We start from the raw sequence: 16,101 nt of genomic DNA, 5'->3' as shown, positions 1-16,101 counted from the left end.
TGAATTATCGGTGAATATCCACTTGATGTATCTTCTTATCATTTCTAGATTTCAAATTCTGATACAAGCGATTCGACATGCACAATACCGCTTCATTATTTTTCTTTAATTTTCTAAATATATTCATTATTTCTGTCTTTGATCATTTGTTGAAATTTTTTGACGGCAAGCTCAGGCTCTAATGCTTCAGTAATGGCAGTAACAACGGCGATTGAGTTTACTGATGTATTTAACACCGTTTTAGCACGTGCTAAGGTGATACCACCAATCGCAACCGTTGGAATATCAGGCGTTAATTTTACTAAGTCAGATAATGTTTGTACGCCTTGAATTTGTCCAGTCATATCCTTAGTTTTTGTCGGAAATATAGCGCCAATAGCAAGATAAGAAGGCTGATATTGTTTGACTTTAATTAACTCGTAATGTCCGTGACTACTTATACCTAAACGAAGACCTGCTTGTTTAATCGCTTTTAAATCAGCCGCTTGGATATCTTCCTGCCCTAAATGCACGCCATAAGCGTTATATTTTATCGCTAAATGCCAATAATCATTAATAAACAACATGGCTTTATATCGTTTGCCTAAAGCAATTGCTTGCATGATTGATTGCTCTAATGCCTCTCCAACAAGCGCTTTGTTACGGTATTGAATCAGTTTAATGCCTAATTTTAATAACCGTTCTAACCATTCGAGTGAGTCCACTACAGGATATAATCCCAATTGCTTAGAATCGAGCGCTGCAAACCCATAGTCAAAGCTTGTAGCTGATGGTCTTGGCTTCTCTGAGGTTTTTTTTTCATGCCAATCAATAGCTTGAGCCAAACTAGATTCATTTACCAATACCTCAGGATAGTCATTTATATAACTTGGCCATTGACCTTGCCATATTGCATCAAAATGACTTTTTTTCTCTCCGACCGCCTTTAATCCTTGATTAAGGTAGGCTTTAGCGATGATAAATGCATCCTTTAGCGCGTAGTTTTGTGCTATTAAAGCGGCAATGGCCGAGGCAAAAGTACACCCTGTACCATGGGTGTTATGACTTGATATTTTATTGCTACTTAACCAGTAACTTTGCTGTCCGTCTGTACCATAATCGATACATTTATTTTTAGCTATTTCTAGATGGCCACCTTTAATAATTGTGGCACTAACACCAAGCGAAAGAATCTTTTGCGCCGCAGCGACCATACACTGCCAGGAAAATGCAAACACCCCAGTAATTTTTTGCATTTCTTTACCGTTAGGTGTCAATAAATGAACAAGTGGTAATAGCTTTGCTTTGATTGTCGGTAAAGTATCATCTTCTGTTAAGTCTGAGCCGTTAGAGGCAATAGCTAGGGGGTCGTAAATAATATAAGGTTTGCTTGGCCACTCTTTATTGAAGCGTTTGATCTGCTCAACAACTAATTCAACTAGTTGATTATTGGCGAGTAAACCGATTTTAATTACGGTTGCCGGTTGCACTTGTTCCAAGGCCATTATTTGCGACAAAATAACCTTTTCAGACAGTGGGTTGATAGCTTCGACACCAAAACGATTTTGAGCAGTGACCGCAGTGATCACTGAGCCAACATCGACTCCTAAGTTATGCATAGTTTTAATATCAGCTTGCACTCCTGCTCCTCCTGAACAATCGCTGCCAGCAATTGTCCAGACAACAGGTTTGGTCTCTATTTTATTCATGTTCGATCCGGTTCACTTTGTTGCCAAAAAGGCGTATCTAATGTTGGTGTACTGGGCTGGGCTGTCTGTCTTTGCTGCATTATGCCCGCTCGAAAGGCTTGTTCGCCTGATAAAAGTGCATCAGAAAATGCTTTAGCCATTAAAATAGGATCGTCAGCCAGAGCAACAGCACTGTTTAATAAGATACCGTCATAGCCCATTTCCATCGCTAAACAAGCGTCTGAGGGCTTGCCAATCCCGGCATCTAAAATTAATGTTGCTTTAGGTAAGCGTGCACGAATGGTTGCCAGATTATATGGGTTCATTAACCCTTTTCCTGTACCTATAGGTGATGCCCAAGGCATAATGACTTCACAGCCTAAATCATACAGGCGCTGACATAAGACTAAATCGTCAGTGCAATAAGGTAATACGTTAAAACCATCATTTATCAGCATTTCAGTGGCTTTTAATAGTTCAAGCGGATCTGGTTGTAAATTATAGTCATCACCAATGACTTCAAGTTTTAACCAAGACGTTTGGAATAATTCACGGCTCATTTGTGCCAAAGTAAATGCCTCTTTAGCCGTTTTACAACCAGCAGTATTCGGTAATAAAAAGCCATTATTTAGCTTTACAATATCTTGAATATATTGCCAAATCTGTTGCCCTGATTGCGCTTGAGGGTTTTGTCGTTTTAGCGACAAAGTTACCACTTGAGCACCACTTGCTAAAATTGCCTTTTTCATAATATCTGGCGACGGATAAAGCGCACTGCCAATTAAAAGCCGGCTGTTAAGTTGCTCACCGTATATGGTTAAATTCATTGTTAACCTCCGTAAATAGGGAACAGTACATCAATGGAGTCGCCATCATTTAGTAACGTAGATGAGTATTGACCTTTACTAATAAAATCACTATTAACAGCAACGGCAAAACTCATTGTTTGCTGTTTTGATGTTAAATACTGCTCTAGCGCATCAGTTAAATTTACCTTTGATTTTTTACTCTTAGCGATGTTTTGAAGCATGTGTACCTCGCCGTTAATACGCACGTTCATTTTGATGTTCCTGTAATTGTGCTTTTGTTTAATTGAGAAACGGTTAATAGCAGTTGTTTAAGTATTACAGGGGCAATGAGAAAGCCGTGACGATACAAGCCATTAACTTGAATTAAGCGTTGATCAACTAAAACTTTTGGTTGATTGTCGCTAAATGCCGGCCTTAATTGACTGATGTGTTGAAGAATATTAGCTTCTGCAAAACCACTATTAACGCTATAAGCTGCGCTGAGTAATTCCAGCGCCGAACGTACTGTCATGGGAGATAAATCATCACTTTCAATTTCGGTGGCACCTACCAGATAAACCTGATCAGGTTTGGGCGCGATATAAAGTTGATATCTTGGATGCATTAATCTGATAGGTCGAGTTAAATGCACCTCAGGAGCAAACAGGTGAAACAATTCACCTCTTACCGCACGTAAATCCTCAATAGGAAAAGCGGGTTGTTTTACATCAAAACTAGCTCTAGCGCCCACCCCTCGACAATCAATCACTAAATCGAAGTATTGAATTTGCTCATTGACGGTCAATTGACAATGGCTTGTTTGGTTATTTATTTGTGATACCTGAGCCTCGGTCAACCAATTAACTTGCTCTAATTCAAGTTGTTTTTGCAATGCGATTAGTAACATACGATTGTCAATTTGCCCTTCGCTGGGTAAAAACAAACCTTGATTAAAATAAGGGGCTAATTCAGGTTCTAGCTCGGCAAGTTGCAATCGGTTTAATGACTTTACGATATGTTGGTCATAGTTTCGCGCAATATGTTGAACAAAACGCTGGTAATCACCACTGTCATGCTCATGGCTCACCATGATCGCCCCTTGTTGTTGAAAATAAACTTTTTCATCTAATGTGGCTAATAACTCAGGCCACATTGTTAACGAAGTAAAGCCCATTTCTACTATATTAGGCTCACAACTCATTGACTCGCCTAATGGCGTTAATAAACCACCAGCAGCATAGGCTGCACTTTGTTTAGCTTGTTTGTTGTCCTTGTCAAACAGGCACACTTGATAGCCTTGTCTTGTTAAAGACAAAGCAGTCAGGCGCCCCATTAAACCAGCCCCAACTACCGCTATTTCCATAAAGTATTTTTCCTAAATGATCATTTCGACGAAGGTTTCAGCGTATTCAAAACCGAAAATTATTTCGCGGGTTGATATATTTCACTACCTGATGCCTTAAATTCTGCTGATTTTTCAGCCATGCCTTGCACAGCTTGCTCAAGCTCGGCATTACTGGTTATGAGTTCTTCATCAAGTAATTTGATCGTGATAGATTGATCTTCAATGTCAGCTGCGTAGTCTCGCACTTCTTGGCTTATTTTCATTGAACAGAATTTTGGACCACACATAGAACAAAAATGAGCAACTTTTCCTGACTCTTGCGGCAGTGTTTCGTCGTGATATTCTCGAGCGCGATCAGGATCTAATCCTAAATTAAATTGATCATGCCAACGAAACTCAAATCGCGCTTTAGATAAGGCGTTATCTCGAATTTGCGCACCGGGGTGTCCTTTCGCAAGATCCCCAGCATGTGCGGCTATTTTATAGGTAATTAACCCTTCTTTTACGTCTTCTTTATTTGGTAAACCTAAGTGCTCTTTTGGCGTTACATAACATAACATTGCACAACCATACCATCCAATATTGGCCGCCCCTATGCCTGATGTAATATGGTCATATCCCGGAGCTATATCAGTGGTTAAAGGGCCTAAAGTATAAAATGGCGCTTCACCACAATACGCTAATTGTTGCTCCATATTTTCTTTGATCATATGCAAAGGTACATGCCCAGGCCCTTCTATAATAGTTTGCACATCATGCTTCCAAGCAATTTTAGTTAATTCTCCTAAGGTTTTTAACTCACTAAATTGGGCTTCATCGTTTGCATCCGCAACGGAACCTGGTCTTAAACCATCACCTAATGAAAATGAAACATCATATTTTTTACAAATTTCACAAATATCTTCAAAATGGGTATAGAGGAAATTTTCTTTATGATGTGATAAACACCATTTCGCCATGATCGAGCCGCCACGTGAGACAATACCTGTGACGCGTTTAGCGGTCATAGGCACATATCTCAGTAATACGCCGGCATGAATCGTAAAATAATCAACACCTTGCTCCGCTTGTTCAATTAAGGTATCGCGAAAAATCTCCCAAGTTAAGTCTTCAGCTACGCCGTTAACTTTTTCCAGCGCTTGATAAATTGGTACCGTACCAATGGGCACTGGCGAATTACGAATAATCCACTCGCGCGTTTCATGGATATATCGACCTGTAGATAAATCCATCACGGTATCAGCCCCCCATTTTGTCGACCAAACGAGCTTTTCTACTTCTTCTTCAATCGAAGAAGTAACCGCTGAATTACCTATATTAGCGTTAACTTTAATCAAAAAATTACGACCTATGATCATTGGCTCGGCTTCAGGATGATTGATATTTGAAGGAATAATAGCTCGCCCTCTCGCCACTTCATCTCTAACAAATTCAGGGGTTATTTCATTAGGCATTTGTTCACTGCCTACCACTGCCCCAAAACTTTGACCCGCGTGCTGCTGAGTTAACATTTCGTCATGTAATTGTTGTCGCTTTAGGTTTTCACGAATAGCAATGTATTCCATTTCTGGCGTAATGATACCTTGGCGAGCGTAATGCATTTGTGTAACATTTTTTCCCGGTAATGCTCGGCGTACTTTAGGAAGGTTTTCAAAGCGAATATGATCTAAGCCTTCGTCGGCTAAACGTTTTTGGCTATAACCAGAGGATGCCCCCGTTAATACTTCAGTATCTTCCCTAGCTTCAATCCAAGTGGCGCGTAACTTTGCTAAACCTTTGTGAACATCAATTTGTGTATCTTCATCAGTATAAGGACCAGATGTGTCATAAACACAAATAGGTTGATTAGGCTCTAGTTTTGGATTCTCTTGTGTACCGCCAACGAAAGAATCGGCTAGTGAGATTTCACGCATCCCCACTTTAATGGAGTACAAATTACCTTTAACGTAGATTTTTTTAGAATTTGGAAAACGTTGATTAAAGCAATTTGTTAAAAACTGCTCTGCTTGTTCGCGACGTGCGCGGCGAGTTAATTTAGTCATGGTTCAGCCTTTCGTAAGTTCGCTCAAAAATTGAGCACAAAAGACGGAGTGTAGATATACAGGAGCTTTGTAAAACTAACTGAAAATAGTTAGTGTTTATTCCCTTGTTTCCTTCGCAGATATTAGTCTGAATCAGGTTCTACGGATCCCGCTTTCGCGATCTCAGCCATTACAAAAATGTAAGTGGCACTCCGACAAGTCTCGACGATACTATATGATTAAATTTTATTGCGCAACTGAGAATAAATAACACAAAGTTCTAGCTTAGAAAAAACCATAATTCATTGCTAACCATTGCAAAGATTGAAAATAGGATGACAATAATCGTTTAAATAAGGAAATATACTCACCTAAAAGAAAATTTCAGTTGCTATCTGTGCGTATTTTCATTATCCTCCTTGCCGTTAAATTTGCCTCGATAGCTCAGTCGGTAGAGCAGAGGATTGAAAATCCTCGTGTCCCTGGTTCGATTCCGGGTCGAGGCACCATCATTTAGAACAAGTGTTCTGTTATTCAACAAACATTCGTTCGGTGCCAAGATAAATAATTCAATAGAATAAATTTATCGCACACAAAGCTTTGTGTGCCGACTTAGCTCAGTTGGTAGAGCAACTGACTTGTAATCAGTAGGTCGCCAGTTCGACTCCGGCAGTCGGCACCATTTATCAGATAAGCCCTAACTTCGGTTAGGGCTTCTTTGTATCTATTTTATATGGAACTGGCCTACTGATGAATCAGTCGCTAAGCAGGGTTGGCAGTTCGACTCCGGCAGTCGGCACCATTCATTCAAGCCCTAACTTCGGTTAGGGCTTTTTTGTATCTATTGTATATGAAACTGGCCTACTGATGAATCAGTAGCTAAGCAGGGTTGGCAGTTCGACTCCGGCAGTCGGCACCATTTATCAGATAAGCCCTAACTTCGGTTAGGGCTTTTTTGTATCTATTGTATATGGAACTGGCCTACTGATGAATCAGTAGCTAAGCAGGGTTGGCAGTTCGACTCCGGCAGTCGGCACCATTTTCTACTGTAAAAAAAAAACCTAACATCGCAGTTAAGGTTTTTTCGAATTAAACGGCCAGTTGTTACAAAGGTGTTTTTTGACACTATTGTGATTTTTTATTCTAAGCACTGCCTTTAAAAACTTATTGTAAATTTTAAAGTTCAGTCTATAAATTTAGCATCTATATTAGCAGGCCGCTGCTGAATCTTATAAATTGAAGTATTTGTCCAAGATTGTTCATCTATTTCAATATTACTCCAAGTACTAGTTTCATGATCGTAACTAGGTATATTTAAATCATGGGAATGGTTGAATAAAACATGTTGCTGACCTTTTATCTCAATTAAATTCCACGTTTGTTCTCTATTGGTATAGCACTCCACACTAAGAGCGTTACAGTTAGGATCATAACTTCCTGTGACATTGCTCATCCACGTAATTATCGTTAAGCTACCATCAGTATTTATATGCCATTCACCCGTAGCTAGCTGAATTTCGTAAGCTGATAATTCGCCATTTTCATCGCTATCATGAGTATTAATTTGATATAAACTCCCGTCCTCATTAAGTTCAAACCAAAAGTAACTTAGCGGTTCATTAAAAAGGGAATTTGTTGAACGATAAATTCCTGGAGCGGTTACTGCTTGCCAATTCATATTTTCATTGAGCATAGCTCCATGACCAATAGTTTTAGCAAATATAGATGTTTTTAAGTTTTCTTCATCATAATTAACACTTTCTACAAGGTAAGTATTTGCATTCACATTACTATTATTGAGTTGTTTAACTATCAATCTATAATCATCAATATTATCTGGTGTAATAACAATTTGACCGTCAATATTTTCCCATTGAAAGGATTTTTCGAGTACTTGACTTGTACCTGTTCCATCACTATTAAAGTTAAATTTGTCAGCTTTAATTTCCTTAAATGAATCAGGATCCTCTTCTCTCGTTATTTTTGTCGGCAGTCTTAAATAGGCCACCTTTAAATCATCAATATTAATTGGGAGTGTATTTTTTAAAGCCGTCTGAAGTTTTACTTCTGAAAAATATGTATCTTCATACTCATTATTTGGATAGTGTTTTCGTTGATTTGTCGTAATTTGTAAAATGTCGCTCCCTTCACTGCTAGACAAACGTCTAATCCTATAAGATGAAATTTGATAGTGCAGTTCTACAGGGAAAAAAGAATCAAATCTCCAATCAACGTAAGTAGTATAAGGAGCATCAAATGTAATAATAATTTCATTTTTGTCTACCTCCCAATTAAAGTTCGATTCGTTACTATCTTTGCCTATACGTGTAAAATGGCTTATACCTGATCCATCATCATTAAATATAAATGAACCATCCCTATTCAAGTGATCTGAATTAGAACCTAGAAGGTAATAACTGCTTGGTGTGTTATTTCCTGTAGATATTGAAAAAGAATCGTCATTAAATATTTCTTGTCTCGCTTCAGAAAACGCAGAAAATTCACTAATTTTGCTCACATACTCTTTTGTAAGTTTTATATTTTCAACGAGTTCAAGTGTATTGATGACCTCTGTAGGTAAAGCAAATTCAGCATTTTGATCTGATTTATCAATCGCCACTTTAATTGCTGTTGCTAGTGTCAAAAGTTCTGATGTATTTACTTTTTGCTTTAAATCTTCGAATTGTATTTGAGATATTATTTCATTGCTTTCATTCGCACCTTTCATCAAAGCATATAGCGCAGTGGTAAAATTGTTTACCGTTGTTGCAAAGTTTTCGCTAACAGTTAAAACATCATCAACACCGGCATTTTCTTTAAGTTGATTTACGCTTCCAAGCAGCGAAATTAAACCAGCTGATTCTTGGTTTCCCACTCCGTGTACTTCGATTGAAAGCATTGCACTAGCTTGTGAGTCATCTAATTTAACTGGTACGGAGTAATACCCCTGTTCATCAGTCGTTGATTGAAATGTAGTATCAGAGCCTGAAATTTTTACAGTCACTTCGCCATTCATTATTGGTGAATCGGTGGCTAAGCCATTAATAGTAAATGATATAGTTAACTGATTTACATTTACATTAACATTAGACTTTGTTGAAACTCCTTTATCATCAGTCACCGTAATCAAAAGCTCAATAACTGTTTCAGACATAACTTCGGGAGCAACAAAAGTAAGCGTTTCGCTATCCTCACCGTTAAGTTCTATTATATGTTCACTTAATACTTGCCACGCATAACTTGCTATAGAACCATCATCTGTAGCTATAGCTGTAATGCTGACATTGTCTTTTTCATTAACACTGACATCAGAGACTTCAATAGTAGGAGGGGTATTAACTGGATTGATAGTTGTTTCTGATGAGTTATCAGAACCTCCACAACCACTTAATAAGATAACACTTGAAAATATAGTTCCTTTATACAATTTACTTAAATTCATAATTAATCCTTTTATTATTCGATTGCTAAACTATATGATGTTCTACTTAAATGCAACGTTCCTGTTCACTGAAAGAATACAAAAAAACTATTTACCACTAACATTAATATCATTAAATAACAAAAACTTAATTAAAAAACCTTGCTTTCTCTCACTTCGACTTTAATGATATTTTCTCCCTTTAATTCGGCATATTTCGTTTGAGTTTTTTAGCTATTATATTAAATAATAGTTATCGATATTTTGTGTGAAATCGCATAAAAATAGGAGTTTTAGGTGTATGATAGTGCCCTTAATCATCAGTTCTTGTTTAATCTATTCTCAAGAGAAATAAATACATTACTTAAAAAATATATGTTTCCCTTTTTATCTAGCAACTTAATCGATAGAATCACCTCCTTTTTAAAAGGGGACATAGCCGTGTTTGCTCGAGTTTATTGTATTTTTTTCCTTATTTTTTTCAGTTCGCTTTCACAGGCTAAGCCACTTGTTGAGGTAAATAATGAATTTTCAACGTATGTTGCTCAACAACTCCAAAAATATAGTATTCCGGGTGCTGCTTATGTCATTGTAAAAAACAACAAAATTATAGCCCTAGAAACATTTGGTTATATTGACAAAGAAAAATCTCAACCTATTGATAAACATACTATATTTCGTTTGGCGTCGGTTTCAAAGACCTTTGCATCAACGATTACAACGATGCTAGCACAAGAGCAAGTAATCAATTTATCCGATCCTATTACTAAATATGTTCCACATTTTTCATTAGCAAAAAAAGGGGCTGCAGAAAAAATTCAACTTAAACATTTATTAAGTCATTCAAGTGGATTGATGCCAAATGCTTATGACAACTTACTCCACGAAAACTGGAGTATGGATAAAATTATTGGTCGTTTTAATCGAATAGCCCCTATTTGCCAGCCTGAGAAGTGCTATGGGTATCAAAATATACTTTATGGATTGTTACAACCTGCTATTGAAACGAGTCAGAATAAAAGCTACTCAACGTTACTGGAAGAAAGAATTTTTAAACCACTTAAAATGAATGATAGTTCTGTAGGTATTGAAGAGTTCAGCCAACAACAAAACTCAGCTAAACCACACGTACTCAGAAAAACTACCTTATCCAAACATAAAGATAAACATGGCAAAAAATTAAAGAAATATACTTGGCGCAAAGTTAATGTCGAACCTGATTTTTATAACGTTGCTCCTGCGGCGGGCGTTAATTCGAGCATTTCTGATTTAGCTCAATGGTTAATTGCAAATTTAGGACATAACCCAAAAGTTATATCAGAGAAACTTATCAAAGAAGTCACAACTCCACGAGTCAAAACCAAAAGAGATTTACGAAGAAGATTTTGGCGTGAATATTTAACTGATGCGCATTATGGTTATGGTTGGCGAATATATCAATTAGCCAACACTGAATTAATATATCACTCTGGTTGGGTAGAAGGTTTTAGAGCGGATATAGGTTACTCACCAAATTCAGGTATTGGTTTTGCAATACTTTTTAATGCAGAGTCTAATGCCATTAATCAAATTTCTAGTCATTTTTGGTCTCAAACTCATAGGCAATTAAGCTCAACAAAAAGCATAGCCAGTTTGTGATCAGTCACTAAGTTGGTTTGACCGTTTAAATCTCAAATAGCCTCTGCTCAGAACCTAGCTTCAATTTAGGTTGAAGTTTTTTATAATTCAAAAAAAAACACCAATCATCATTGGTGTTTTTTAAATATTATAAACTGGTTAAGAATAGTTATTTCTTAAATCGACGTGATGCTAAACCTAAGATACCTAACGCAAAAATAGCCAATGTAGAAGGCTCAGGTACTTCAGTAATACTTAACGTTGAATTATCAATAGCTAATGACATATCAGTATATGTTACCCAGCCATATCTATTACCACCGATAACAGTGGCAATATCATCTGCTGCTGTAGAACGTGTTTCAGTGTGAAGCAGTGCACCAACGCCATCTAAAATATTAAAATCAACGGCTAGCACCCCACCTTGATTATAAAAAACGTGCTCTAGTGTGTACCAACCCGCAGTAGTTACTTCATAATAATCACTGTTTATTAATGACCCTTCATTAAAGTCAAAACCACTGTTGTTAGAAGCATTAATCACAAAACCATTATTTGTTGTTTGACCAGCGTTAAATATAAAATCTCTATTATGAACGCCACTTTGGTTATTTACTGCTGATGAATAATCAAAACCATCACCAATTGCCCATACAGTAGGATCAATAAACACATCAAGACTGGTGCTAAAACCATTACCAAAGACTGAACTAGAGCCACTAAAAAAAGTATATGCTCCAGTTGCTCCCCCGACTGATGTATCAATTAGACCATAGTTATTGCCATCGCTAGCGGTAATGGCACCAGAAGGAGTATTGATAACAGGGCTATGATATGCAGACCATGTATTGTCATTCCCTTCAAAACCTTCTGAATAAATTACGCCAGCATTTGAAACAGCGGTCAGGGCAGTCAGTGAACAACCAAAAATAATGTGAGATAATTTCATATGTAACCTTTATTTAAAAAATAATTAATCCATGTTTTATTGTATATTTCAATACATCAGCCAACATTAGGCAGAGAGCATGCCACATAAATAAACACTTATTTTTCAAATAGATAAAAAGAAAAAATATAATAACAATTTAAAAGTGTAAAATTATTGAACATATATACAACTTTCAGTGCAATTTTTTTGATAGTAATTAAGCACTTTTTTGATGTAAATAAATTCAGTTAAGATAAATATTTTCATTACGATGAATAATTAAGCAGCAAGCTATATTAACCATTGAGTTTGACTATCTATTTCTTATTAGTTTAAAAAAGTGTTATACATTAATAATTAACAGAGTTTATTGGATGGGAAATGAATTAAAAATTTACCTTGTTTATCGTTACATAAAATAATGGTGACCTTTTCATTTTATTCTCTTTTTATTACTAGCCAATCGCTTGCTACTGAAATAGTTTGGGTTACTGATGCACCACAAAATAATGTCACTGCGAAAAACAAAGTACTTGATATAGACACCAGTACTTTTAATCTTTTAGCAGCTCACTTAAATTCACAGTATTTTTTTAAAAAATTACACGTTCCTGTTAAACGCGGTTTTACTCTGATCAAACATCAAGAAAATGTCTGCATTGGGAATAAGCTCACCACAAAAGAAAGAAATGAATTTAGTTATAGTACCCAAATACCTCAAACTGTTTTCCCAGGCTTGCGATTATACATCAATAAAAATTCCCCCTATTTCCAAAAAGTCAGGCAGTTAGTGACTCAACAAAAGACTGTCTCTATTTACGATATTATCAATACAGTCGCTGGAATTAAATTTGGCATTGTTGGCGGTCGAAGTTATGGCGTTGAAATAGATTCATTAATTAATTCTCCCGAAAACGCTCATTTTTTCTGGAAACGTCATGCGAGTAAAGCGAATAGAGGCATAGTAAATATGATCGAAAAAGCACGATTTGATATATCAATTGAATACCCTAACGTGTTTGGTTTTTACTCAGAGGAAGACAATACAGTTATTGAGAGTTTTCCACTAAAAGAAGCCCCTAATTATATGCTTGGCAACATTTTATGCTCAAAATCAAAGATAGGAGCAAAGATGGTCAAGGCCTTTAATGCTGTAATTAAAACAACGAGTAAGACTCGCGAATACTTTGACGCACACATGAAGTGGTTCGATTCCAGTAGCCAAGAAGATGCAGCAAGGTATTACAATAAAATATATAAAACATCGTTTACATTAAAAAAGTCTATGGTGAATTAATATAAAAAGGTGTGCTACTACCAATATATAAATGTTTACCATCAATGCACCATTTATATTGCAATCAATGGTTATTGAAATAAGCCTTGAGTATTGCGTAGGCAGCTTTAATTTCTTGTGATTTTTGCGTATCACCGCCTTTATCGGGATGGTGTTGATGCAGTAATTTACGATATTGTATTTTTACTTGCTTAAAATCATCGCTATCTTTGATTAATAAACATTTAAACGCATTTTCAATACTTGTTTGACTTAGGGTTGAGGATGAATGTTCACCATCCATAAGTTGCCAAAAGCTTTCGATAAGTTCTTCAACGTCCTCTTTTTTAGTATCAGTGAAATTTTGCCAATCAAGATAATACGCGCGTAAATTATCCGCTTGTATCAAACCTTCTTGTCCTGCTATAAAAGGTAAATACCTAATGTGGGTAACAACAATATCTAAACACGCGCTTTGTTCTTGATGCCATCTATCTTTTAACTGATATAAAGCATTAAACAAAATAAAATGACGTTGAAATAAAATGAGAGGATCTTGCATCCCATCATTTGAAAATATCTGATATGGCTGTTTTTGTAAAACTAATAACAAATCATATTCACTGATACCCAGAGGATATTGGGGAAGAACTTCAGCTAACGCTATTAATAAATTTTGCTGTTGAAAACCTATGTATCACCTCGTTAAAAATACTAAAAATTAACATAAAATACTGCCTCCCCTTAGTTTCGTGCATAAAGTAAAAAGAGTACTAATGCCGTTAAGTATAAAGGAGTTTGGTCTTAACCTTGATAAAGTTTCTCAAAGTCTGGAATAGCTTTTTCCCACAGCGGAGTTTGATAACCAAGATAATCTTTAACAGCATCAAAGAACAAACGAGTTCTTACCGGTAAATCACGGTGAGGGTAAACGGCATACATGTCACTAAAATTCATTAACTTCAATTTTGGCAATAGCGGAATTAATAAGCCATCTTTTATTTCATTTTCAATAATAAAAGCAGGAGCTAAAACATAAGCAGTTCCAGATAAGGCTTTCATCAGCAATACTTCACCATTATTCGCTCTAAATGTACTAAAGGTTTTTTGTTCGCATTGTTTGTTTTGCTCATCGTAATAATGAATACTTTCTACTTTAACTGACTGGCTTGAATAACTAGCAGAAGGTAATTTTGCCAATTCTTCAATTGTGCTTGGCATACCATAAGTATCTATAAATGCAGGAGATGCTAACAGTAATAATCGGTTACGTGCAATTTTTCGTGCGATTAACGAGGAGTCTTTTGGCTCTCCAATTCGAAAAGCTAGATCAAAACCTTCGGATACAATATCAACAAGTAGTTCATTTAAATGCAATTCCACTTCAACTTGTGGAAAACGCTTTTGAAAATCATTTATCACAGGTTGTATAAAGCGTCGTCCTATCGTGGTAGATGCCGTTATTTTTAAAACCCCTCTGGGCTCTTGATGGTAATTTTCCGCTAACCGAACCGTTTCTCCTAAAAGCTCACGCAGTTGCGTCGCTTTTTTAATCATTTCAGCTCCGGCGGCTGTTAACGAGAAGGATCGTGTTGTTCTATTTAGTAACCTTACCCCAAGCTCTTCTTCTAAACGGCTTATTTGTTTAGAAATTACAGATCTATCTATGTTACGTGCCAGCGCAGCCTTTGCAAAAGAACCTCTTTCAACTACATCTAATAATAATAATAGTCGACTTGTTGTATCCATAATTTCTTTCCAAAAACACTATTGGTGCAATTTTGGCACTAATAAGTGTAAATAACTAGGCTTTTTATCAACATACTAGTTCCGTATCATGGCTTCATTATTCAAGGAGTCTCAAATGTTAAAAAATATTCTTATGTATTCTGTTGTTGGGTTAACAATAGTACTTTCTGGTTGTAGTGATGAATCGACTGCAGCACCTGCAAAGCGACCATTGCAGCCTATTGATGTGGCTGAAGTATTAATTAAACCCGTACAAAATTGGCACACTTACACAACACGAGTTGAATCTCCAGAAGAAGTCGCGTTGATGCCGAGAGTTTCAGGCGTAATTAATAACATTGCTTTTAAAGAAGGCGATGTGGTTAATGAAGGTGATTTACTCATTCAACTTGATAACAGACCTTTTAAAGCGGTAGTTACCAGCTTAGAAGCTCAAGTATTAAGTGCTAAAGCAGCGCTAGAGCAAGCAAAAAGTGAAGCCCAACGTGCCGTAAGATTATCAGAAAGGAAAGCCATCTCAACAGAAGAAGTGGAATTACGAAAATCGACGTTAAGCCAACGTGAAGCACAAGTATTAGCCTTACAAGCACAACTTGATGCAGCAATGCTCGATTTAGAATTTAGCGCTATTCGTTCACCCATCAATGGTGTTATTTCTAACGCGAATATCACAAAAGGTAATAACGTAATAGCTGGACAAAGCGTGCTGACATCTATCGTTTCAAATAAGAAAATGTACGCTTATTTTGATATAGATGAGCGCACATGGAATCAATCTTTCAGTAATATCACTGCTGACAGCAAGCAACAAGTCATCATGCAAAAAGTCGGACAAACCACTTTTCCATATGAAGGCTATATCAATTTTATTGATAATCAAATCAATGCTTCAACCGGAACATTACGTCTACGCGCCGTTTTTGAAAATGCTGACAATCAGTTACGTGCCGGTTCATTTGCCCGTATAAAATTAGCCGCTAACGCTGTTACTGAGCAAATCATTATTCCAAGTAAAGCGATTGGTACCGATTTAAAAAATCGCTTCGTTCTAACGGTGGGCGAAAACAATATATTGCAATATAAGCTCGTTGAACTAGGTGAACGTTACGGTAAGTTACGCGCGATAACCTCTGGCCTTACAAAAGGTGACATTATTGCGGTCAATGGTCCTGCTCGTGTAGGTCCTGGTATGCCAATTCAACCTAACAGTGTTGAAATTGATAGCAGTGGTATTGCCTTTACATTACGTAAAGACCAAGCCGAAAACTTACTTGCAAAATACTAAG

Annotated in this window: 12 protein-coding genes, 2 tRNA genes and 1 riboswitch; of the genes, 5 read left to right on the top strand and 9 right to left on the bottom strand. The window is 36.7% G+C overall.

Annotation, left to right across the window (positions count from 1 at the left end):
• Positions 1-113: 113 nt before the first annotated feature.
• From thiE to thiC, 5 genes are read right to left on the bottom strand one after another with little or no spacing between them, the layout of a single operon-like run.
• Positions 114-1,688 (bottom strand): thiamine phosphate synthase, encoded by a 1,575-nt coding sequence (thiE, locus tag RM573_RS08140; RefSeq protein ID WP_311579940.1) that lies wholly within the window; start codon positions 1,686-1,688, stop codon positions 114-116.
• Positions 1,685-2,494 (bottom strand): thiazole synthase, encoded by an 810-nt coding sequence (locus RM573_RS08135; RefSeq protein ID WP_311579937.1) that lies wholly within the window; start codon positions 2,492-2,494, stop codon positions 1,685-1,687. Before RM573_RS08135 ends, thiE begins: the two co-directional genes overlap by 4 nt.
• A 2-nt stretch (positions 2,495-2,496) precedes the next feature.
• Complete coding sequence (gene thiS, locus RM573_RS08130) at positions 2,497-2,727, bottom strand: sulfur carrier protein ThiS (RefSeq protein WP_311579934.1); 231 nt, start codon at positions 2,725-2,727, stop codon at positions 2,497-2,499.
• Entirely contained in the window at positions 2,724-3,818 is a 1,095-nt protein-coding gene (gene thiO, locus RM573_RS08125) for a glycine oxidase ThiO (RefSeq protein ID WP_311579931.1), read from the bottom strand. Before thiO ends, thiS begins: the two co-directional genes overlap by 4 nt.
• A gap of 59 nt (positions 3,819-3,877) precedes the next feature.
• The gene (gene thiC / locus RM573_RS08120) at positions 3,878-5,842 is read right to left on the bottom strand and encodes a phosphomethylpyrimidine synthase ThiC (protein ID WP_311579928.1); all 1,965 of its coding nucleotides are present in this window, start codon (positions 5,840-5,842) and stop codon (positions 3,878-3,880) included.
• Between the two features lie 91 nt (positions 5,843-5,933).
• Positions 5,934-6,046: riboswitch (TPP riboswitch) on the bottom strand.
• Positions 6,047-6,254: 208 nt separating this feature from the next.
• On the opposite strand from thiC, the gene RM573_RS08115 reads away from it, so the two are divergent.
• Positions 6,255-6,330, top strand: a tRNA-Phe gene (locus RM573_RS08115).
• Between the two features lie 97 nt (positions 6,331-6,427).
• Positions 6,428-6,503: transfer RNA gene (locus RM573_RS08110), tRNA-Thr, on the top strand.
• Positions 6,504-7,004: 501 nt separating this feature from the next.
• Here the strand turns inward: RM573_RS08110 and RM573_RS08105 are convergent.
• Positions 7,005-9,263, bottom strand: a complete 2,259-nt coding sequence (locus RM573_RS08105) for a PKD domain-containing protein (RefSeq protein ID WP_311579925.1) — start codon at positions 9,261-9,263, stop codon at positions 7,005-7,007.
• A gap of 420 nt (positions 9,264-9,683) precedes the next feature.
• Here RM573_RS08105 and RM573_RS08100 point away from each other — a divergent pair, with 420 nt between their 5' ends.
• Positions 9,684-10,880 (top strand): serine hydrolase domain-containing protein, encoded by a 1,197-nt coding sequence (locus RM573_RS08100; protein ID WP_311579922.1) that lies wholly within the window; start codon positions 9,684-9,686, stop codon positions 10,878-10,880.
• A gap of 148 nt (positions 10,881-11,028) precedes the next feature.
• On the opposite strand, the gene RM573_RS08095 is transcribed toward RM573_RS08100, so the two are convergent.
• The gene (locus RM573_RS08095; protein WP_311579919.1) at positions 11,029-11,808 is read right to left on the bottom strand and encodes a PEP-CTERM sorting domain-containing protein; all 780 of its coding nucleotides are present in this window, start codon (positions 11,806-11,808) and stop codon (positions 11,029-11,031) included.
• A gap of 403 nt (positions 11,809-12,211) precedes the next feature.
• On the opposite strand from RM573_RS08095, the gene RM573_RS08090 reads away from it, so the two are divergent.
• Positions 12,212-13,087 carry a hypothetical protein gene (locus RM573_RS08090; protein WP_311579916.1) on the top strand — a complete coding sequence of 292 codons (876 nt, stop codon included), beginning with the start codon at positions 12,212-12,214 and terminating at the stop codon, positions 13,085-13,087.
• Between the two features lie 64 nt (positions 13,088-13,151).
• Here the strand turns inward: RM573_RS08090 and RM573_RS08085 are convergent, their stop codons facing one another.
• Both RM573_RS08085 and RM573_RS08080 read right to left on the bottom strand, forming a co-directional pair.
• A complete protein-coding gene (locus RM573_RS08085) occupies positions 13,152-13,733 on the bottom strand; it encodes a DNA-J related domain-containing protein (protein ID WP_311580357.1) in 582 nt (193 codons plus the stop codon).
• Positions 13,734-13,870: 137 nt separating this feature from the next.
• Entirely contained in the window at positions 13,871-14,815 is a 945-nt protein-coding gene (locus tag RM573_RS08080) for a LysR family transcriptional regulator (RefSeq protein WP_311579913.1), read from the bottom strand.
• Positions 14,816-14,930: 115 nt separating this feature from the next.
• Between RM573_RS08080 and RM573_RS08075 the strand changes: the two genes are divergently transcribed.
• Positions 14,931-16,100 carry an efflux RND transporter periplasmic adaptor subunit gene (locus tag RM573_RS08075; RefSeq protein ID WP_311579910.1) on the top strand — a complete coding sequence of 390 codons (1,170 nt, stop codon included), beginning with the start codon at positions 14,931-14,933 and terminating at the stop codon, positions 16,098-16,100.
• Position 16,101 lies beyond the last annotated feature (1 nt).

It is taken from the genome of Thalassotalea castellviae (genome assembly GCF_031846185.1).
Lineage (GTDB): Bacteria > Pseudomonadota > Gammaproteobacteria > Enterobacterales > Alteromonadaceae > Thalassotalea_H > Thalassotalea_H castellviae.
Note: the sequence above shows the minus strand (reverse complement) of the source record. Positions and strands in the feature narration are given on the sequence as shown.

Coding starts and splice junctions, on each gene's coding strand:
- thiE (WP_311579940.1), bottom strand. CDS start 1,688: ATGAATAAAATAGAGACCAAACCTGTTGTCTGGACAATTGCTGGCAGC.
- RM573_RS08135 (WP_311579937.1), bottom strand. CDS start 2,494: ATGAATTTAACCATATACGGTGAGCAACTTAACAGCCGGCTTTTAATT.
- thiS (WP_311579934.1), bottom strand. CDS start 2,727: ATGAACGTGCGTATTAACGGCGAGGTACACATGCTTCAAAACATCGCT.
- thiO (WP_311579931.1), bottom strand. CDS start 3,818: ATGGAAATAGCGGTAGTTGGGGCTGGTTTAATGGGGCGCCTGACTGCT.
- thiC (WP_311579928.1), bottom strand. CDS start 5,842: ATGACTAAATTAACTCGCCGCGCACGTCGCGAACAAGCAGAGCAGTTT.
- RM573_RS08105 (WP_311579925.1), bottom strand. CDS start 9,263: ATGAATTTAAGTAAATTGTATAAAGGAACTATATTTTCAAGTGTTATC.
- RM573_RS08095 (WP_311579919.1), bottom strand. CDS start 11,808: ATGAAATTATCTCACATTATTTTTGGTTGTTCACTGACTGCCCTGACC.
- RM573_RS08090 (WP_311579916.1), top strand. CDS start 12,212: ATGGTGACCTTTTCATTTTATTCTCTTTTTATTACTAGCCAATCGCTT.
- RM573_RS08080 (WP_311579913.1), bottom strand. CDS start 14,815: ATGGATACAACAAGTCGACTATTATTATTATTAGATGTAGTTGAAAGA.
- RM573_RS08075 (WP_311579910.1), top strand. CDS start 14,931: ATGTTAAAAAATATTCTTATGTATTCTGTTGTTGGGTTAACAATAGTA.